At 62.6% G+C, this 17,542-nt stretch carries 13 protein-coding genes and 3 pseudogenes; 8 read left to right on the top strand and 8 right to left on the bottom strand.

Translation table 11 applies throughout. The annotated features are described in order from the left end of the window. Window positions 1-22: 22 nt before the first annotated feature. A complete protein-coding gene (locus HWY30_RS27975) occupies window positions 23-2,428 on the bottom strand; it encodes a beta strand repeat-containing protein (protein ID WP_090807380.1) in 2,406 nt (801 codons plus the stop codon). Window positions 2,429-3,606: 1,178 nt separating this feature from the next. Beyond that, window positions 3,607-3,819, bottom strand: a pseudogene (locus HWY30_RS27970) (glutathione binding-like protein); the annotation flags it as partial. On the opposite strand from HWY30_RS27970, the gene HWY30_RS27965 reads away from it, so the two are divergent. From HWY30_RS27965 to HWY30_RS27955, 3 genes are read left to right on the top strand one after another with little or no spacing between them, the layout of a single operon-like run. Then, window positions 3,778-4,302 carry a TetR/AcrR family transcriptional regulator gene (locus HWY30_RS27965; protein WP_244145041.1) on the top strand — a complete coding sequence of 175 codons (525 nt, stop codon included), beginning with the start codon at window positions 3,778-3,780 and terminating at the stop codon, window positions 4,300-4,302. The pseudogene HWY30_RS27970 and the gene HWY30_RS27965 sit on opposite strands and share 42 nt — an antisense overlap. Before the next feature lie 41 nt (window positions 4,303-4,343). Then, window positions 4,344-4,475 carry an SDR family oxidoreductase gene (locus HWY30_RS41105; protein WP_090807384.1) on the top strand — a complete coding sequence of 44 codons (132 nt, stop codon included), beginning with the start codon at window positions 4,344-4,346 and terminating at the stop codon, window positions 4,473-4,475. 36 nt (window positions 4,476-4,511) lie between these two features. Then, window positions 4,512-5,027: a DUF2867 domain-containing protein gene (locus tag HWY30_RS27955; protein WP_090807386.1), complete on the top strand. Its 516-nt coding sequence runs from the start codon at window positions 4,512-4,514 to the stop codon at window positions 5,025-5,027. A gap of 851 nt (window positions 5,028-5,878) precedes the next feature. On the opposite strand, the gene HWY30_RS27950 is transcribed toward HWY30_RS27955, so the two are convergent. From HWY30_RS27950 to HWY30_RS27935, 4 genes and pseudogenes are all read right to left on the bottom strand, one after another. Further along, window positions 5,879-6,412: a DUF5943 domain-containing protein gene (locus HWY30_RS27950; RefSeq protein WP_090807388.1), complete on the bottom strand. Its 534-nt coding sequence runs from the start codon at window positions 6,410-6,412 to the stop codon at window positions 5,879-5,881. 93 nt (window positions 6,413-6,505) lie between these two features. Further along, window positions 6,506-7,477 carry a dipeptidase gene (locus HWY30_RS27945; RefSeq protein WP_090807390.1) on the bottom strand — a complete coding sequence of 324 codons (972 nt, stop codon included), beginning with the start codon at window positions 7,475-7,477 and terminating at the stop codon, window positions 6,506-6,508. A gap of 70 nt (window positions 7,478-7,547) precedes the next feature. Next, window positions 7,548-7,715, bottom strand: a pseudogene (glyA, locus tag HWY30_RS27940) (serine hydroxymethyltransferase); the annotation flags it as partial. A gap of 30 nt (window positions 7,716-7,745) precedes the next feature. After that, window positions 7,746-9,101, bottom strand: a complete 1,356-nt coding sequence (locus HWY30_RS27935; RefSeq protein ID WP_090807392.1) for an MFS transporter — start codon at window positions 9,099-9,101, stop codon at window positions 7,746-7,748. 454 nt (window positions 9,102-9,555) lie between these two features. On the opposite strand from HWY30_RS27935, the pseudogene HWY30_RS27930 reads away from it, so the two are divergent. Next, window positions 9,556-9,723 (top strand): annotated as a pseudogene (locus HWY30_RS27930) (DAK2 domain-containing protein); the annotation flags it as partial. A 161-nt stretch (window positions 9,724-9,884) separates the two neighbouring features. Here HWY30_RS27930 and HWY30_RS27925 read toward each other — a convergent pair. Together HWY30_RS27925 and HWY30_RS27920 are read right to left on the bottom strand one after the other, a co-directional pair. Next, entirely contained in the window at window positions 9,885-10,343 is a 459-nt protein-coding gene (locus tag HWY30_RS27925; RefSeq protein WP_244145038.1) for an aldehyde dehydrogenase family protein, read from the bottom strand. Next, window positions 10,340-11,281, bottom strand: coding sequence for a LysR family transcriptional regulator (locus HWY30_RS27920; RefSeq protein WP_090807396.1), 942 nt, complete (start codon window positions 11,279-11,281; stop codon window positions 10,340-10,342). The genes HWY30_RS27925 and HWY30_RS27920 overlap by 4 nt, the downstream gene beginning before the upstream one ends. A gap of 290 nt (window positions 11,282-11,571) precedes the next feature. On the opposite strand from HWY30_RS27920, the gene HWY30_RS27915 reads away from it, so the two are divergent. The 4 genes from HWY30_RS27915 to HWY30_RS27900 are packed head-to-tail and all read left to right on the top strand — an operon-like array spanning window position 11,572 to window position 17,525. Beyond that, a complete protein-coding gene (locus HWY30_RS27915) occupies window positions 11,572-13,065 on the top strand; it encodes a UbiD family decarboxylase (RefSeq protein WP_090810236.1) in 1,494 nt (497 codons plus the stop codon). After that, a complete protein-coding gene (locus HWY30_RS27910; protein WP_090807398.1) occupies window positions 13,058-13,681 on the top strand; it encodes a UbiX family flavin prenyltransferase in 624 nt (207 codons plus the stop codon). The genes HWY30_RS27915 and HWY30_RS27910 overlap by 8 nt, the downstream gene beginning before the upstream one ends. Beyond that, window positions 13,678-16,707 carry a xanthine dehydrogenase family protein molybdopterin-binding subunit gene (locus HWY30_RS27905; protein ID WP_090807400.1) on the top strand — a complete coding sequence of 1,010 codons (3,030 nt, stop codon included), beginning with the start codon at window positions 13,678-13,680 and terminating at the stop codon, window positions 16,705-16,707. Before HWY30_RS27910 ends, HWY30_RS27905 begins: the two co-directional genes overlap by 4 nt. Then, window positions 16,704-17,525: an FAD binding domain-containing protein gene (locus HWY30_RS27900; RefSeq protein WP_090807402.1), complete on the top strand. Its 822-nt coding sequence runs from the start codon at window positions 16,704-16,706 to the stop codon at window positions 17,523-17,525. The genes HWY30_RS27905 and HWY30_RS27900 overlap by 4 nt, the downstream gene beginning before the upstream one ends. The last annotated feature ends 17 nt before the right edge of the window (window positions 17,526-17,542 follow it).

Genomic DNA, 17,542 nt, shown 5'->3' with positions numbered 1-17,542 from the left:
ACTGTAGTCAAGTGCCCGGATATCAGGATCCGCTCAACCAGCGGAGCGTCGGGTAGGGAAATCCGACGACCCAAACACCGTTCGCGCTGAAGTCCCACGTCGGGCCGAAGCTCGCCGGCTCGGTCAGTTGTTCGTCCGTGAGTCCGCTTGAGCTCGCCACCGGTGTGCCCGAGCCGACGCCTGCCGTCGCCCCGGACGACTCGCTGTTCCAGAACACGTCCGCGGCGATCCGGCCGCTATTCGTGCCCGCGATACCGCCTGTCGTTGCACCCGGATCAGGCGCGAGCGTCGACACCGAATAGGACTCGCGGATGACGCCCGCATTGCGGCCAACGAGGCCGCCAACTACTGCGCCACCCGTCACGCCACCCGCCACGATTTCCTCTGCATAAGATTGGTTGATCCCGCCATTGTTCACGCCGACGAGTCCGCCGATCGTGGCTTGCGCACCGCCCGTCACCGCGCCCAACGTGACAGACTGGTCGATACAACCGTCGTTCGTACCGGCAAGACCACCGACCGTGCCCGCCCCGCTTACGCTCACCCCGGCGAATGACTGTTCAACGCGGCCCCGATTTTCGCCGACGATCCCTCCGGCCACGCTGCTTGTGTCGCCCGTGGATTGGACGCTACCGAAGACGCCGACCTGCACAATGAGCCCATAGTTGGTGCCGGCGAGCAAGCCGACCGGTCCTGCGGAGGAGGTCGCTGAGCTTTGTGTGAGATCAAAATTGCGCACGACGCCGGTTTTGCCGATCACGCCGAAAAGCCCGGTATCGGCGTCGCCGGGGATATTGAGTCCCGTGACGCCGCCATGGCCCATTCCGTCGAACTGGCCGGTGAACGGTGTGGCGGCGGTGCCGATGCCGTTGAAATTCACCGGATCCAGGAAATCGATTGCCCGGTTGCCCAACGCATAGTTGCCAGCGAGGTTGTTGTTCACCGCACTAAGGTCTGCCAGGTAGTTAATTAGCTGATAGGCGGTGATCTGCGTCACCAGGCCACTAAACGGCGCGGCACTCCAGGAAGGATTGCTGCGCAACGTACCGGGCGTGTATCTGCCGTTCATGTCGTAGAGCGCCGTGACGATGCCCGTGCTTCGCGACCAGTCGATGGTGCCCAGGTTGGTCACGCTGCCGCCGTTGTCGAATCCATGCCAGTCGGCATTGAGAATCAGCGAGCCTGTGCCGCGATTGGCGATGGTCGCGTTCGGCGCAATGGTCAGCGAGTGCGCCGCGTCGAGTGTCAGCGACGCGGCGCCGTGCCAGCGAATGCTCGCGTCGATAGCGATGTCTCCCTCGCCGGTCGCCCCTAGCAGGCCGTCGCCGCCGTTCGCGTCCACGTTGATCGAGGCACCGTGGCTCAGGCTTGCACTCAGCGTGCGAGCGGTGGAGGCGTCCGTGATGAAGTCCCCCGTTGTGATGTTCCAGGTTTTCGCCTGAACGTCCGCGCCGCCGACCTCGACCTCCTTGCCGGACATATCGACCGCGCCGCCGCTGCCGTCCGCATTGCGTGCGCTGATCTGCGCCCCGTGCGCGTCGACGCTACCGGTGTTGATAACTGAAGTGGCGGTATCGGTGTTCGCGACGAGCCACACGTGGCCGGCGCGTGACGCAGTGCCGGTGGCGCGCAGCGCTCCCGAATGACCCGCGAGCGCGAAAATGTTGCCGTCGGCCGCCTGCAAATTGATGATAGCCGCCTGCACCGAGCCCGTGTTCGTCACCGTGCCGCCGCTTCCGACGTCCACGAAAACTTGCTGATCCGTGCCGTCAAGCAGACGGACCTGACGCCCCACGGCAAGTTCGGCATTACCGTTTGGCGCATCGATTGTCCCTGCGTTCGTGACCTTGTTAGCCGATATGAGGAACACGTCCCCGCCCGACGAGATGAGTCTGCCGAGATTGATCACGTTCGCCGTGGAACTGCCCGTGTAGACCGACCCACCGATCGCGGGCGGATTCAAAAATGTGTCGTTGGGGATGTCGAGCGTCGAAGCGACGAAGCGCCCGCCCGTCGAGACCACGCCGTTTCGCCCGATTAGAACCCCATGCGGGTTGACAAGGTAAATACTGCCGGTGCCGCTCAGCGTGCCGAGGATCGCGGAGAAGTCGTTACCCGTCACGCGATTGAGTGTCGCGCCCGTGCCGTTGTTGATCGAAACCGTGCCGTGCGGTCCGATCGAGAAACTGTCCCATTCGATGATCCCCCGCGAGCCCGTTTGCGTGATGTTCAGGTTCGTGCCGTTCTGAGCAATGCTTCCTGAGCCGCCTATGAAGCGGCCGCCTTGCGGCAGCGGTCCTGCCGCGAAGGCCTGTTGCCCAGAGAACAGTTCAGTCAGTGCAAGCGCGATGACCAGCGAGATGTTTCGCGACCACCGACAGCTTCCAGGTGCGCGCCGTAGACGCGACAATCTAGCAGCAGGGCTCATACGTCCCCCGTGTAAGCGCAAGATGGTCGGCACGCGCGAGGAAAGGGCGCGAACTGCGCGACCCGTGTATGAAGAATAGCGGGAGACGTTGTCGGGATGCGCCTAAATCTACGCGTTTTGCGCCCCTTGTCGGCACGTGTGTGCTCTGCTCACCGTCAGTTGTCCCTTGGATATCTGCCGTAGAGCCTCCACGAGACAGACTACCTATAATGGCCGAAAACTCGTCAGCGATTTCACGCGGCCAGAGGTCACTTTGTTCTGAGACGCCACGCATAACGTTAGGTTGGCGCCCGGCAGCAACTGACTAAATCGCCGGGCGAACGCCCGTTCTAAATCATTGAATGGTGTTCCGGGCCGCCGAACGCCAGCCCAAGTCGACCTTGGGCCCTGACGAAACGCAGAGGCCCTGGCCGGGCTGAAGTACGCGTTGGCCCTCTTGCAGCGAACAGAAGCCTGTTGGCTAAGATGCCTCACACGGAGACTTCAACGTAACCCTCGCCCCGCCCTGATCACCTTTTTGTTGAATCCGAGCAAGTTTCTTCCAATTCTTCAAGGGGCCGGTTCATTGGCGCGGAAAAACGCCGATCGGACAAAACTGTCATCGCTAAAGGCTACTTTAGAATCAATCCGTTATCCATTACTTGAAAGAAAAACCATCTTCAACTTTAACTTTGCAAATAACAGCCAGCTTCTCGTTTAGCAGGACCACGGCAGCCTCCACTAGATCGGAGCTTTGTCGTTCATCTTCTGCTTTCCCCGGATTCGTGTTTTGCTTTAATCGCCAGGGGTTGAGGAATTAAGCAGAAGATGAAGACAAAATCCAGCTTCCACTTTAATGCAAATTTTTTCACGAAATGCTTTATTGTTTCAGCAAACGCTTTAATTTATCCTCACGACGACGCTTAGCTTCGTCATGCACTAAAAATAGTCTCGCACGAAATGGAACAGGCGGATCTCTGCATCGGATCGTGCCACAGACCCGCCCAATCCAAAAGGGCTGGCACGGCAACGCATTACGTGATGCCGCAGCGGCTGACTGATCCGCCGCGCGACCTTGGCGTCGTAGCCATCCGGTCGCGACTGAGTTCACCAGTCGTCCAACTCATGCGTACCGGTCGCCCCAGTTTTGCAACCAAAGATTGGTCGCTCATCAATGAAGGCCGACGACAGCTGCGATTTCAGGCAAATGCCGGCTGGCTCTTGACGCTCGGGCGTTCGCGCACTCTCGCGTACCAGGCGAGAAGGGCTTCGTACTCTGCGGGCACCGGCAGCTTCACGATCGACGCAAAGACCAGGCCGCCAATGACGGTGATGTCGGCCATCGAGAACGCATCCCCGGCGACAAAAGGCTGCTTTTTCAGGACGTCATTGAAGTACTGCATGCCCCTGAGGGTGATCTCGCTGAGGCTGTCGGCATCAAGGCCGCGAGCATCTACCATCACTTCGCAAGCAAGTCCGATCTCGGAGCAGCGGTGGCGAGGCGTTATTGGGAGGACTCGGCAGCCACGCTGGATGCACTTTGGGCCGAATCCGCGAATCCGATCGACTGTCTGCGCCGCTATCCGGATACATTTCGCAAGGCACTGGAGCGTGGTAATCGCATATGCCTCTGCAGCTTCATGGCCGCCGAATCTGATGACTTGTCGGAGGCGGTGACGAAAGAGGTCCAAGCCTTTGCTGATGTGAATGTTGCATGGCTGAGCAAGGTGCTATCCGCCGCGGCCATTGCCCGCGCCGAGGAGCGCGAGGGGCGTGCTCGCGCCATCTTCGCAGCCGTCGCTGGCGCTCAACTCATTGCCAGAAGTCGCGCGGATATCTCTGTCTATGATGGGTTAATTGAAAGCTATCGTATTGCTGGTCTTTTGCCGGCATAGCAGTAGAAAAAAAGTCGGTACGACGCCTCCTGGCCTTCGAGGTGCAGGTGCCGGTGTGCCGGATGGGCGAAGCGAGCGATATCGCCACAGCGGCGCTATTTCTGGCGACTGACGTTTCGCGGTACATGTTGGGCGCGGAGTCGGTGGTCGACGGCGGCATCTCGTTGCTCTAATATCTCGGCCCAAGACCCTCGCATTGGTGATCGCACATGTATTGCTATCCGAAGATCGAACAGTCCGATTTGCCGCCGACCTCGCAGCTGAGACGGTCGTACGGCCTGGCTGATTTCGCGGACGCGTTCTCGGTGGACCTGCCAGAAAGAGCCTGCCACGACGCAGAGGCTCTCGCACGACACGTCTTTGCCAGGCAGCCGGCATGGATTGGCATGCTGCTGAGATTCCGGGACATTCTCGTGCGGCCGTTCGGCTTGAAGACAGCAGTTGACCTCAAGGAGAAAGGAGGCGACAGGATAAGCCTATTTCACGTATTCGAACGATATGACGACGAGATCGTTCTCGGCGAGGATGACACGCATCTGGATTTCCGCGTGTCGGTCCTCGTGCAGCCGTCATCTCACGGGCGATCCCGCCTCATAGTGACGACGCTCGTCTTCTACAATCGTCCGCTGGGGCGAGCCTATATTACGCTCATCGCACCTTTTCATCGGGTTGTCGTACGAGCCTCGCTTCATCGAGCGCAGCGGCTAGGATGGCCCAATGCATAACGGCGATCCACTGAGCCGTCTGCGCGGCTCAGCCAGAGAGCAGGCGGTGGCACCGCCTGCCGTCGCCGTTGATATCAACTGCTTGAATTCCGAGGTATCGAAGGGCGGCACCAACGGCCGAAACGAGATGCAACGGCCATTCGCTCGGTCAGATTGGCCAGCACGTTGTCGGCCTAAGCGGTCAGTCTCCAGGGTGCTCAGTAGCGACGTGCTCAGTAGCGACGACCTGAGCGTCCGCTTTCGCAGTATCCGGATCATAATCCGCCTCCGAATGGACAACCTCGGTTCGAATCCGACATGGCCCACCAAGTCTCGCTTGGGTTCGCGGATATCTGCTTTGAATTCGGACCGCTCCGTAGGGGGGGCGAATTGCGGGGGCCGGATTTCGTTCCGTGACCCTGTCGGCCCTACTTGCACAGCGGATTTTATATGTCACGCTATGACAATTTTGCGGGGGAGTCGCTAATGGTACATAACCCCGGCGCTTATGATAGGAAATCGCGCCTACCGGGGCCCCCCTAATAGACCTAATAGAGCCGTAAGACTTCCTTGATCTGACGCATGGATAACCTGTTGTTCGGCATTCGCACTCCCGACGCAAAAACGTCGAGGGTGCCATGGGTTACCCGCGTGGTTACCTCACATTCCAGCGCTCGACTTCACGTGAAATTCATGCCCGGGCAGTCGTGGAATCCGCGCTCGGGCAAGCGTGGAATCTGCGCTCGACTTGCCGTCGAATACGCACTTGTACGTCGCGTCAGGGACACGATGTCCGTTCTCGCGTACTGCAATGGCCTACGCTCTGGCGCCGTCTCTCGGCGTCTCAGGTCAGCTTATTGCGAGAAAACGGTTTATTGCGCGACTGGCGACACTTCGAACACGCAGTGGTCGTGGCCTTCCGCTGCGCATTGCACTTCCTTCGACTGCGAGCGCGGAGCGCCCTCGCCGGCTTCAGTAGTGTCGTTCACCCAGTCCATAGCGCCGGCGAACCAGCCCGCGAACATGTAGCAAAGCTTGCCGTGCTTGCCCGGTTGCGCCAGCACGAAGGATGAGTGACGGAGTTCGACGCGCGCACGCGCGCTCACCGGATCGACTTCGACGATCGTGAAAATGCCCCATCCTCGTTGCGAAAGACGCTTCGCGTAATGCTCGAATACGGCTATGCCACTGATGCCGTGCTGCTTTGCTTCCTTGTCGCACCAGTGATAGGCCGACTTGTAACCCGCCTTGTAGAGGATCTCCGCGTAGGCATCACGCCCGAGCGCCTCTTCGACAGCCTGGTGATTGTTCGTGAAGAAATGGCGCGGGACGTACAGCATCGGCAGTGCGTCAGAGGTCCAGACGCCAGTGTTCGGATCGACGTCGATCGGCAGTTGCGGTTGCATCGCGAGGGTGCTCCGAGGGGTGAGTTTCGGTTCGCGCAGGCGCTCGTCACGGCGCCCGTCGCGTTTCGATGAATGAGGATCGGGCTTCGGTGCTTATGCGCCCCAGACATCGCGGAACACGCGCACCCAGTTTTCGCCCATGATCTTGCGGATGCGCGTCTCGCTCCAGCCTGCGCGCTGCATGGCCGCGGTGAGGTTCGGGAACTCGCCGATCGTGCGGATGCCTTCCGGGTTCACGACCTTGCCGAAGTTCGTCAGACGGCGATAGCGGCCCTTGTCGTGCGTGAGCCAGTCGAAGAAGTCGACGCTGTAGCCCTGCGTGAAATCGGTGCCGATGCCCACCGTATCTTCGCCGGCCAGGTTGACGACATAGTCGATGGCTTCGATGTAGTCCTCGACCGTCGCATCGATTCCGCGCTTGAGGAACGGCGCGAACATCGTCACGCCGATGAAGCCGCCGGCCTCGGCGATTTCCTTCAGCTGTTCATCGGACTTGTTGCGCGGGTGCTCCTTGAGACCCGACGGCAGGCAATGTGAATAGCAGACCGGCTTCTTCGAGAACGCAATGGCCTCCGACGACGTATTGCCACCAACGTGCGACAGATCGACCATGATCCCGACGCGGTTCATTTCGGTAATCACTTCGCGGCCGAAATCGGACAGCCCACCGTCGCGCTCATAGCAACCGGTGCCGACCAGGTTCTGCGTGTTGTAGCAAAGCTGCACGACGCGCACGCCCATGTCGGCGAAGGCTTCGATATAGCCGAGGTTGTCCTCGAACGCATGCGCGTTCTGGAAGCCCAGGATCACCCCAGTGCGGTTTTCCTTCTTCGCACGCGCGATGTCTTCGGTGGTGCGCACGAGCGTCAGCAACTCACTGTTTGCGCGGATCTGCTGCTTCATCAACGAGATGTTGTCGACGGTCTTCGTAAAGCTCTCCCACACCGACACCGTACAGTTGGCCGCGGTGATGCCGCCCTTCCTCATGTCCTCGAACACCGAGCGGTCGAATTTCGAAATGTTCAGGCCGTCGATGATGATGCTGTTCTCATGCAGATTGCTCATTCGATGCTCCGTATAGGCTTCTGGCGTGTGGGGTCGCTATGGCTGTGCGCAAGCTTGGCGATTCGGCGAATCAGTAAATCGGAAAGCGTTCGCACAGCGCGAAAATCTCACGGCGTACGCGCTGTTCAGTGGCCGCATCCCCATCCGGATGGTGGCCCAGCGCGTCGAACACTTCGAGGATCAGGCAGCCAACCTCGCGGAATTCGCCGACGCCAAAGCCGCGCGTCGTGCCGGCCGGCAGTCTCGGGAAAGCTTCGAACGATCCGGGCTACCTGAGCGGTCGCTGCGCTCCGAGCATCTCGCCTATAGCTGGGTTGTTGTCAGTGCCCACATCTTGCAAGGACATTCGTGAAGTTTCTGGAAGCATCATCCCGCCGATCAGGCCCATGAAAGATACGGCGATCAGATACAAAGCGGGCGACAGATTGTTTCCGGTCGTGCCGATCAACCAGGTAGCGACCAACGGCGCGGTGCCCCCGAAGATCGTGTAGGCGAGGTTATAGGTAATGGCCGACCCGGTATAGCGCATCCTCGTTGGGAACACTTCCGACAACAACGCAGCCGTAACCACGCCCGACAACACCGCGCCTGTCGCGAGCATTGCCACGCCGATCAGTGCTGACAGAAATTGTCCCGAGCCGGCGAGCGAGAACGAGGGATAGACGATTACGATTAACAGCGCGCACGTGGTGAATAATGTCATGCGGCGTCCGGCGAAGTCAGAATACAGGCCGGCAAGCGGACAAATGGCCGCAGCAAACAAAAGTGCTACAACGGTGATCAGCAGCGAAGTTGCGCGACTCATGTGTCCTACGACCTGCAGATATGTCGCGAAATAGGTAGTAAAGGTATAGAAGGACAATGCTGTCACTGAAATAAATGCACCGAGCTTCAGAATGCCGCCCGCCTGCGTACGGAACGTTTCGCGCAACGGCGCATGCGCCACCTGGTGCTCGCCTTCAAGAGCGCGGAAGGCGGGTGTTTCATTGAGACTGATGCGCAGGTACAGCCCGATGAGCCCGATGGGTGCGGACGCGAGGAACGGCACGCGCCATCCCCACGCGCTCATTGCATCAGCCGAAAGCGTTGCATCAAGCGCATAAGCGACGACGGCCGCGATCGCAAATGAAGAAAAAGTCGACACGGGAATAAAGCTGCCGTACCAGCCGCGTTTGTTTTGCGGCGCGTGCTCCATTACGTAGGCACAGGCGCCAGCATACTCACCACCGGCCGAAAAGCCCTGCACGCAGCGAATCACGGTTAGCAACAACGGCGCGAGAGCACCGATGGCGGCGTAGTTCGGCAGCAGGCCGATCAGTGTGGTCGCCCCGGCCATCATCAAGATGGTCAGCGCCAGCGTGCGTTTGCGCCCAATCCTATCTCCAATTACGCCAAACACTATGCCACCGACCGGACGAAATGCGAAAGCCACTGCAAACACCGCGAAAGTCTTCAGGAGGCCCGCGGATGGATCGCTGCTCGGAAAAAACTCGCTAGTGAGGATAGTTGCGAGGAAACCATACGCTGCGAAATCGAACCATTCAACAAAGTTACCAATCGAGGCAGCCATGATGACTTTGCGCAGTGTTCTAATATCGACTTCAGGGGACGGTGCCTTAGACATTCGATACTCCCGTAGTTGCTGTGAGCGTGCCGTGAAAGCATCACCCACATGCGTAATCGATCGCGCTTCAAAAAGTAAGGATCGGTAGAGAGTAGAAGGGACCAAAAGTCGGCGTCATAGAACATTCCCGCCATTACGTTGTAACGAGAGCGCCAGGTTTTCAGCGCGCTGATTCGGCTTCCGGTATTTTGAGCGAGACGGAGGGTCGGCCGGGATTCGCAAAAAATCCGCCGTATCCCGCATCTCCCATCTCGACCTAAGCCACTGATTTGAATGCGAAATCGATCGCCGGATCGAGCGGAGGCACGGGTCGCCGGAGATCGAGCAGATAGTCACCGAGCGCGTCGTCCAGGCTGAAGAAGCGCTGATTGCGTAGGCGGGCGATGACCCATCTCTGCGCCAGAAGGACCGACAACTCTGCTTTCGGCTTATCGCGGGGTTTTTTACTCTGGGCTGGAATGCGGCCTCGACGGCTAAGGGCGCGGACGAAACCGCGAGCATGGCGCCACGCGCCGGACGCGCGAGCTATCTCGGCGAGCGTGCGGTGGGTTGGCCCGATGGCGGCGCGGTGGCGGTCGCGATCCGGCTTGCCGCGTTGATGCCGCATAGCGGCGGACGCTAGCACGCGCCTTTGGCGCATCAACGAAGCGGAGCCACGCCTTCCACGATGCCCGCCGGCATGCAGATGTGCTTGATCTCGGTGAAGTCGGCGAGCGCGTCGTAACCGTGCAGACGCCCGAGCCCGCTTTGCCGGTAGCCGCCCGTTTCCGCTTGCGCGAACAGCTAGTTGTGATCGTTGATCCACACTGTCCCGTTGCGCAGCGCCCGCGCGGTGCGCAACGCGCGCGCGCCGTCGTGCGTCCACACGCTGGCCGACAGGCCGAAGACCGTATCGTTGGCCTTCTCAAGTGCTTCCTGCTCGCTTTCAAAAACTTCGAGCGTGACGAACAGCCCGAAAATCTCGTCCTGACAGAAGAACGCCTTCGGATCGCCATGCTCGACGAGCGTCGGCGACAGAAACGCATGGCCGGAGCCCGCGCCGAGCAGCACGTCCTGGCGCAGACGTGCATCCTGCGCCCACGTCGTGCGATCGAACCCATGGCGCGCGGCGGCGATGGCGGCATCGGCTTCATCCGCGCCGCCGTCGGCGAACTGGCCGATGGCCTCGCCCGTGGCGGGATCGATGCTGTCGAGCGTAGGCGTGCCGGTCCATTCGCCGGCAATCCAGCGTGATGCGTTCATGCGGAGCGTTCCTTCAAAGAACGCGATGGTTCGTTACACGAAATATTCGAGGCTTGATGCAGCTCGTCGCCGATGATCGCGATCAGCGCTTCGGCCGCCGCGCTCAACGGCCTTCGCGGATGGCTCACGCAGACGACATGCCGCACGATGCGCGGCGCGAGAATCGGGCACGCGCGCAAGGTGCCATGCCGCGCCGCGCGCTCGACCACGATGCGCGGCAGGATCGTCGCAAAGCGCGTGTTTTCGACGAGCTTGAGGATGGTCGAGAGCACGTCGATTTCGAAGCGCGGCGCGAGCAGCACGTCTTCATGCTGCGCGGCGCTGTCGAGCACGCCGCGCAGGCCGTGGCGCTTGGTCGGCAGCACGAGTTCCAGTTCGGGCAGTTGCGCGAGTTCAATGGCGTGCGGCAGATCGGGGCCGTGCGCGGCGCTGGTTGCGAGCACCATCTCTTCGTCGAGCAGCGCGCGGGAGTCGAGCGACAGACGCGCGCGCGGCTTGTTGATGATCGCGGCATCCAGCTGACCGCCCGCCACCCAGTCGATGAAAGTCGCGCTGTAGCCGTCGGCGACCGTGACTTCGACATCCGGATATAGCGCATGAAAGCGCGAGAGCGAATCCGCGAGCACGCTCTCCGTGACGGACGCAATCAGCCCGATGCCGACGTGTCCCGTCACGACTTCATCGCGCTGAACGATCTGCTGCCGCGCGTGTGCGAGGTCGCGCATGATCGGCAGAAACAGGCGATACATCAGCCGCCCCGCCGCGGTCGGCGCCATGCCGTGCGCGCCGCGCTCGAAGAGTTGCTGATGCAGTTCGTCCTCGAGCTTCGCGATCTGCATGCTGAGCGCGGGCTGCACGATATTCAGGCGCTTGGCCGCCCGCGTAACCGAGCCGTCCTCGAACAGCGCGATGAAGTACTGAATTTGCTTGAGGTCCATCTCACCCCTCGTGCATCAGCGATGCTAATAGCCACCACCTGCATTATCACGTCAAACGGTGCGTGCCTGCCGCGCGCCGTTGCCGCCCGCGCCCGCCAGTACGGGTTGCGGGACGGATCTATTGATACGTAACCGTAAGAACGCTGTCATCGGGGCTAACACTGATATAAGAGTGAATGATCCAGCGCATCAGAAAACACTATTAGAAGTTATGGCGCGATATCGCTACGCTTGACCCCATCGCTCGCTGCGGCCTCACTTTGCCGGGCACAGCACAGATGGAGACGCTGATGAACATACGCGATGCCGCAAAGAACGGCATTTCCTCATTCTCGTGGGCCCCGGAAGGCTCGGAGGCGGGCTCGCTCTCGCTGCGCGACTGGCTCGCGCATCTCGCGAAGACGGGACGCCTCGCGACCATCGACAAGCCGGTTGCGCTCGAACACGAACTCGCCGCTATCGCCAAACGCCTCGACGGCACGCAAGCGGCGTTTTTCACGCGCCCCGGCGGCAATGCGGTTCCGGTCGTGAGCGGATTCATGTCGAAGCGGGCGTGGATTGCCGAAGCAATGGGCGTCGACGAAGCCGCTTTGCTCGCACGTTTTTCCGCCGCTGCCGCCGAGCCGCTCGTGTCGAAAGTCATTGCGCGTGAGGACGCGCCGTGCCAGCAAGTGGTGCATACGAGCGGAATCGATCTGCACGCGCTTCTGCCTATTCCCACGCATAGCGAGCATGACAACGGCCCGTACATCACCGCGGGTCTCGTGATTGCGCGCAATCCGCGCACCGGCGTGCAGAACGTGTCGATCAACCGCATTCAGGTGCATGGCCGCGATCGCATGGCGATACTGCTGCTGCCGCGCCATCTCTACGCGTTCCAGCGCGCCGCCGAGGAAGCGGGCGATGCGCTCGACGTGGCCGTCGCCATTGGCGTCGATCCGCTGACGATGCTCGCTTCGCAAGCGATCACGCCCATCGATAACGACGAACTCGAAATCGCTGGCGCGCTCCACGGCGCGCCGCTGCCGGTCGCGCAATGCGTGACGAGCGGTGTGCATGTGCCCGCGTTCGCGGAGATCGTCATAGAAGGACGCATTCTGCCGAACGTGCGCGAGCCGGAAGGCCCATTCGGCGAGTTCCCAAAGTACTACAGCGCGAAGGAAGCGCGCGAAGTCATTGAAGTGACGGCGGTGACGCATCGGCGCGACCCGATTTTTCATACGATCGTGCCGGCCGAAATGGAGCATCTGCTGCTCGGCGCGATTCCGCGCGAAGCGACGCTCCTCGCGCACCTTCAGCGCAGCCATCCGGCGGTGAAGGACGTGCATCTGTCGGTAGGCGGTGTGTGCCGCTATCACCTGTGGGTGCAGTTCGACAAGAAACGCGAAGGCGAAGCGAAGAACGTGATTCTCTGCGCGTTCGGCGCGCATTACGACATCAAGCTGGTCGTCGTCGTGGATACGGACGTGAACGTGCACGATCCCGCAGAAATCGAATGGGCGATTGCGACGCGCTTTCAGGCCGACCGCGATCTCGTCGTCGTCGCGGGCGCGCAAGGCTCGCCGCTCGATCCCTCGACGACGGTCGGCCAGCCCGACGACGCCCCCGCGCATCTGCAAGGCATCAGCGCGAAGATGGGACTCGACGCGACGCGCCCGGTCGTCTATCCGGCGCATGTCTTCACACGCGTGCGCATCCCGGGTCAGGACACCGCGGATCTGACCGCGCTCGTCGCCGCCGACAACAGCGCGCTCGACGCCTACCTCGCGCGCGATCATGGCTGAGCGGAAAAAGCGCATCGTCGTGGGCATATCGGGCGCGAGCGGCGCGGTCATCGGCGTGCGGCTGCTCGCTGCGCTGCGGCGCCTCGGCACGCACGAGACGCATCTGATCGTGTCGGCGTCGGGTGCAGTGACGGCGGCGCAGGAGCTCGGCCTCACGCGCGGCGACGTCGACCAACTCGCGGACGTCGTGCATAACGTGCGCGATATCGGTGCGGCCGTGGCGAGCGGTTCGTTCCTCAGCGAAGGCATGGTGATTGCACCGTGTTCGATGAAAACGCTCGCGGGTGTCGCGAACGGCTTCGCGGACAATCTGCTGACCCGCGCCGCCGACGTGATGCTCAAGGAGCGCCGCCGCCTCGTGCTGGTCGCGCGCGAGACGCCGCTCAATCTCGCGCATCTGCGCAACATGACGCTCGCGACCGAAATGGGCGCCATCGTAATGCCGCCGGTGCCGGCGTTCTATGCGCATCCGAAGACCATCGACGATGTCGTCGATCACACGGTCGGGCGCATTCTGGATCTGCTCGGCATCGAGCACGGCGAGATTGCGCGCCGCTGGAGCGGTCTCGCCGATGAATTCGGCAGCCGCGGCGAAGATGACGGAGTGACGCCATGAATCAGCGCGAAACCGGATTTGCCGATATCAACGCGCGCGTGGCCGACAGCGACGCCGCGAAGCCGCAGCGCCACGTCGGCCAGCCGCTGCAGCGCTTCGAAGACCCCGCGATTCTCACGGGACGCGGCCGCTACGGCGACGATATCGCCGTGAAGCCCGGCACGCTGCACGCAGCGATTCTGCGCTCGCCGCACGCGCATGCGGAACTCGTTTCCATCGATACCGAAGCCGCATCGAAGCTGCACGGCGTGCACGCCGTGCTCACGCGCGACGATCTGCGTCCGTGGTCGCGACCCTTCGTCGTCGGCGTGAAGTCGCCGATGGAGCAGTGGGCGCTCGCGATGGACCGCGTGCGCTACGTCGGCGAGCCGGTGGCGGTGGTGATGGCGGAATCCCGCGCGCTAGCGGAAGACGCGCTCGACCTCATCAAGGTCGACTACGCGATGCTCGATCCGGTCACGTCCATCGAACAATCGGTGCGGGGCGATGCGCCGGTGCTGCACGAGCGCGTCGGCAGCAACGTGATCAGCGACCGGCGTTTCCGCTATGGCGAACCGGAAGCCGCGTTCGAAAACGCGCCGCATCGCGTGAAGCTCGTCGCGCACTATCCGCGCAACACGTGCGCGCCGATCGAATGCGGCGTGGTCATCGCCGAGTATCTGTCGGGCGGCGAAGGCTATGACGTCACATCCAATTTCATGGGACCGTTTTCGCTGCACGCCGTCATGGCGATGGCGCTCAACGTTCCCGCGAACCGTCTGCGTCATAAGGCCCCGCGCGATTCCGGCGGCAGCTTCGGCGTCAAGCAGGCGGTGTTTCCGTATGTCGTGCTGATGTGCCTCGCCTCGCGCCGGGCCGGCGCGCCGGTGAAATGGGTCGAGGACCGGCTCGAACACCTGAGCGCGGCGACTTCCGCGACCGCGCGCCTTTCGACCATCGAAGCGGCCGTTCAAAGCGATGGCCGCATCGTCGCGCTTTCCTACGATCAACTGGAAGATATCGGCGGCTACGTGCGCGCGCCCGAACCCGCGACCTTCTACCGGATGCACGGCTGCCTGACGGGCGCATATGCCATTCCGAATCTCGTCGTGCGCAACCGCGTCGTGCTCACGAACAAGACGCCGACCGGCCTCGTGCGCGGCTTCGGCGGACCGCAGGTCTACTTCGCGCTGGAGCGGCTCATTCAGCGTATCGCCGTCGAACTGAGGCTCGATGTGCTCGATGTGTACCGCCGCAACTTCGTTCCCGCCGATGCCTTTCCGTATCGCGCGACGGCGGGCGCGCTGCTCGACTCCGGCAACTATCAGGAAGCGCTGCGCCGCTCGATGACCGAAGGCGGCTACGACGAACTCGTCGCGCGACGCGACGCGGCGCGCAAAGTTGGGCGTCTTTATGGCATCGGCTTCGCGGCGATCGTGGAGCCGTCGGTATCGAACATGGGATACATCACGACTGTGATGCCGCCCGACGCCCGCAAGAAAGCCGGGCCGAAGAACGGCGCGATCGCCAGCGCGACGGTGAGCGTCGATCTGCTCGGCGGCGTGGTCGTCACCATCGCGTCGACGCCAGCGGGCCAGGGCCACATGACGGTGTGCGCGCAAGTCGTCGCGGATGTGCTCGGGCTCGACCCGAAGGACATCGTCGTGAACGTCGAATTCGATACGCACAAGGACGCGTGGTCCGTCGCGGCGGGCAATTATTCGAGCCGATTCGCGGGCGCGGTGGCCGGCACGGTGCATCTGGCCGCGACCCGCGTGCGCGAAAAGCTCGCGCGCATTCTCGCGAAGCAGTTCGGCTGCGCGCCCGGCGACGTGCGCTTCGAAGGCGCGCGCGTCTTTCCGAACGGTGCCGAAGAGCGCGCGTTGCCGTTCGCGCGCGCCGCAAGCAATGCGCCGCACTGGGCGCCCGCGCTGTTACCGGAAGGTGAGGAGCCGGGTCTGCGCGAGAGCGTCTTCTGGTCGCCGCCGCACATGGACGCGCCCGACGAGCAGGATCGCATCAATACGTCGGCGGCGTATGGCTTCGCGTTCGACATGTGCGGCGTGGAAGTAGACCGCGTGACGGGGCGCGTGCGCATCGACCGTTATGTGACGACGCACGACGCCGGCACGCTACTCAATCCCGCACTCGCCGATGGCCAGATTCGCGGCGCGTTCGCGCAAGGCGTCGGCGCGGCGCTGATGGAAGAGTTCCGCTACGGCGCGGACGGCAGTTTCCAGTCCGGCACGCTCGCCGACTATCTGATGCCGACGACCTGCGAAGTGCCCGACCCGTTGATCGTACATCTGGAGACGCCGTCGCCCTTCACGCCGCTCGGCGCGAAGGGGCTCGGCGAAGGCAACAACATGAGCACGCCGCCGTGCATCGCGAATGCGGTGGCCGATGCCCTCGGCGTCGACGATATCCGCCTGCCGCTCACGCCGCCCAAAGTGATGGCGCTGATCGGCATCGACGATCCCGAACCGTCGCGGCCCGAACTGCGCGAAGCACCGGCTGCGAAGCCCGCGACGCCGGGCGGCAAGGCGTTGACGGCGCGCGGCACGGTCGATTTGCCCGCGACGCCCGAAGCCGTGTTCGGCGTGCTGCTCGACCCGAAGGCGCTCGCGAAGGTTATTCCCGGCTGCCATGCGCTCGACGAGACCGCGCCGAATCAGTATCGCGCGGACGTGACGGTGGGCGTCGGCATGATCAAGGCGCGCTTCGAGGCGCGCGTCGGCTTGTCGGAGATCGACGCGCCGCACCGGCTGCGGCTCGCGGGCGCGGGCATCTCGCCGCTCGGCAGCGCGCGCGGCAACGGTCTCGTCGAACTGACGCCGCAGGGAACCGGCACGCGCCTCACTTATGACTATGAAGCGCAGGTGTCGGGCAAGGTGGCGGCGGTCGGCGCACGCATGCTCGAAGGCGCGGCGAAGGTCGTGCTCAGGCAATTGTTCGAATCGCTCGGACGGCAGGCGGCGGGCCAGCCCGTCGAGCAGCGCAAGTCGTGGATTGCGCGGATTTTGGCCCGCTTCAGGAGGCACGTATGAAGCCCGCGCCGTTCGATTATCTGCGCGCCATGACGACGCAAGACGCGCTCGACGCCCTCGCGCAAACCGGCGACGACGCGCGCGTGCTGGCGGGCGGTCAATCGCTGATGGCCGTGCTCAACATGCGGCTCGCGCAGCCGCGCGTGCTGGTCGATATCTCGCGCACCGCCGAACTCGACGCCGTGCGCGTGGATGACAAAGCAGGCCATCTCGTCGTGAGCGCGGCGGCGACGCAAGGCAGCGTCGAATGGCGTCCCACGCTGCGCGACGAAGTGCCGATGCTCGCGATGGCGTTCCCGCATATCTCGCATTTTCAGATTCGCAATCGCGGGACGGTGTGCGGCTCCGTCGCGCATGCGGACCCGAGCGCAGAACTGCCGCTCGTGCTGGCCGCGCTCGGCGGCGACGTGATGCTGCGCTCGAAAAAGAAGCGCCGCACGCTCGCCGCGCAGGACTTTTTTCAGGGAATGCTGATGACCGCGCGCGAGCCAAACGAACTCGTGGAAGCCGTGCGCTTTCCGCTCAGGAAGCCCGGCGAACGCTATGCGTTCACCGAGTTCTCGGCGCGGCACGGCGATTTCGCGATCGTCGCGTGCGCGGCGGTGGTGACGGACGATTCGATCCGTATCGCGGTCGGCGGCGTCGCGGACCGGCCGGTGGCGGAAAGCTGGCCGCGTCTGACCGGCGACGACCTGCGCGGCGCATTGAACGACCTGAGCTGGAAACTGAACGCGCAGGACGACGCGCACATCAGCGCGAAATATCGACGCAATCTCGTCCGGCAACTGGGATGGCGCGTGATCGAGGAGGCTACGTGAGCAGCAACACATCAGAC

This window comes from Paraburkholderia tuberum STM678 (genome assembly GCF_902833905.1).
Classification (GTDB): domain Bacteria; phylum Pseudomonadota; class Gammaproteobacteria; order Burkholderiales; family Burkholderiaceae; genus Paraburkholderia; species Paraburkholderia tuberum.
Note: the sequence above shows the minus strand (reverse complement) of the source record. Positions and strands in the feature narration are given on the sequence as shown.

Excerpts from the sequence above, each read along its gene's own strand:
- HWY30_RS27900 (WP_090807402.1), top strand. The coding sequence starts at position 16,704 with ATGAAGCCCGCGCCGTTCGATTATCTGCGCGCCATGACGACGCAAGAC.
- HWY30_RS27920 (WP_090807396.1), bottom strand. The coding sequence starts at position 11,281 with ATGGACCTCAAGCAAATTCAGTACTTCATCGCGCTGTTCGAGGACGGC.
- HWY30_RS27935 (WP_090807392.1), bottom strand. The coding sequence starts at position 9,101 with ATGTCTAAGGCACCGTCCCCTGAAGTCGATATTAGAACACTGCGCAAA.
- HWY30_RS27905 (WP_090807400.1), top strand. The coding sequence starts at position 13,678 with ATGAATCAGCGCGAAACCGGATTTGCCGATATCAACGCGCGCGTGGCC.
- HWY30_RS27915 (WP_090810236.1), top strand. The coding sequence starts at position 11,572 with ATGAACATACGCGATGCCGCAAAGAACGGCATTTCCTCATTCTCGTGG.
- HWY30_RS27950 (WP_090807388.1), bottom strand. The coding sequence starts at position 6,412 with ATGCAACCGCAACTGCCGATCGACGTCGATCCGAACACTGGCGTCTGG.
- HWY30_RS27910 (WP_090807398.1), top strand. The coding sequence starts at position 13,058 with ATGGCTGAGCGGAAAAAGCGCATCGTCGTGGGCATATCGGGCGCGAGC.
- HWY30_RS27975 (WP_090807380.1), bottom strand. The coding sequence starts at position 2,428 with ATGAGCCCTGCTGCTAGATTGTCGCGTCTACGGCGCGCACCTGGAAGC.
- HWY30_RS27955 (WP_090807386.1), top strand. The coding sequence starts at position 4,512 with ATGTATTGCTATCCGAAGATCGAACAGTCCGATTTGCCGCCGACCTCG.
- HWY30_RS27925 (WP_244145038.1), bottom strand. The coding sequence starts at position 10,343 with ATGAACGCATCACGCTGGATTGCCGGCGAATGGACCGGCACGCCTACG.
- HWY30_RS27945 (WP_090807390.1), bottom strand. The coding sequence starts at position 7,477 with ATGAGCAATCTGCATGAGAACAGCATCATCATCGACGGCCTGAACATT.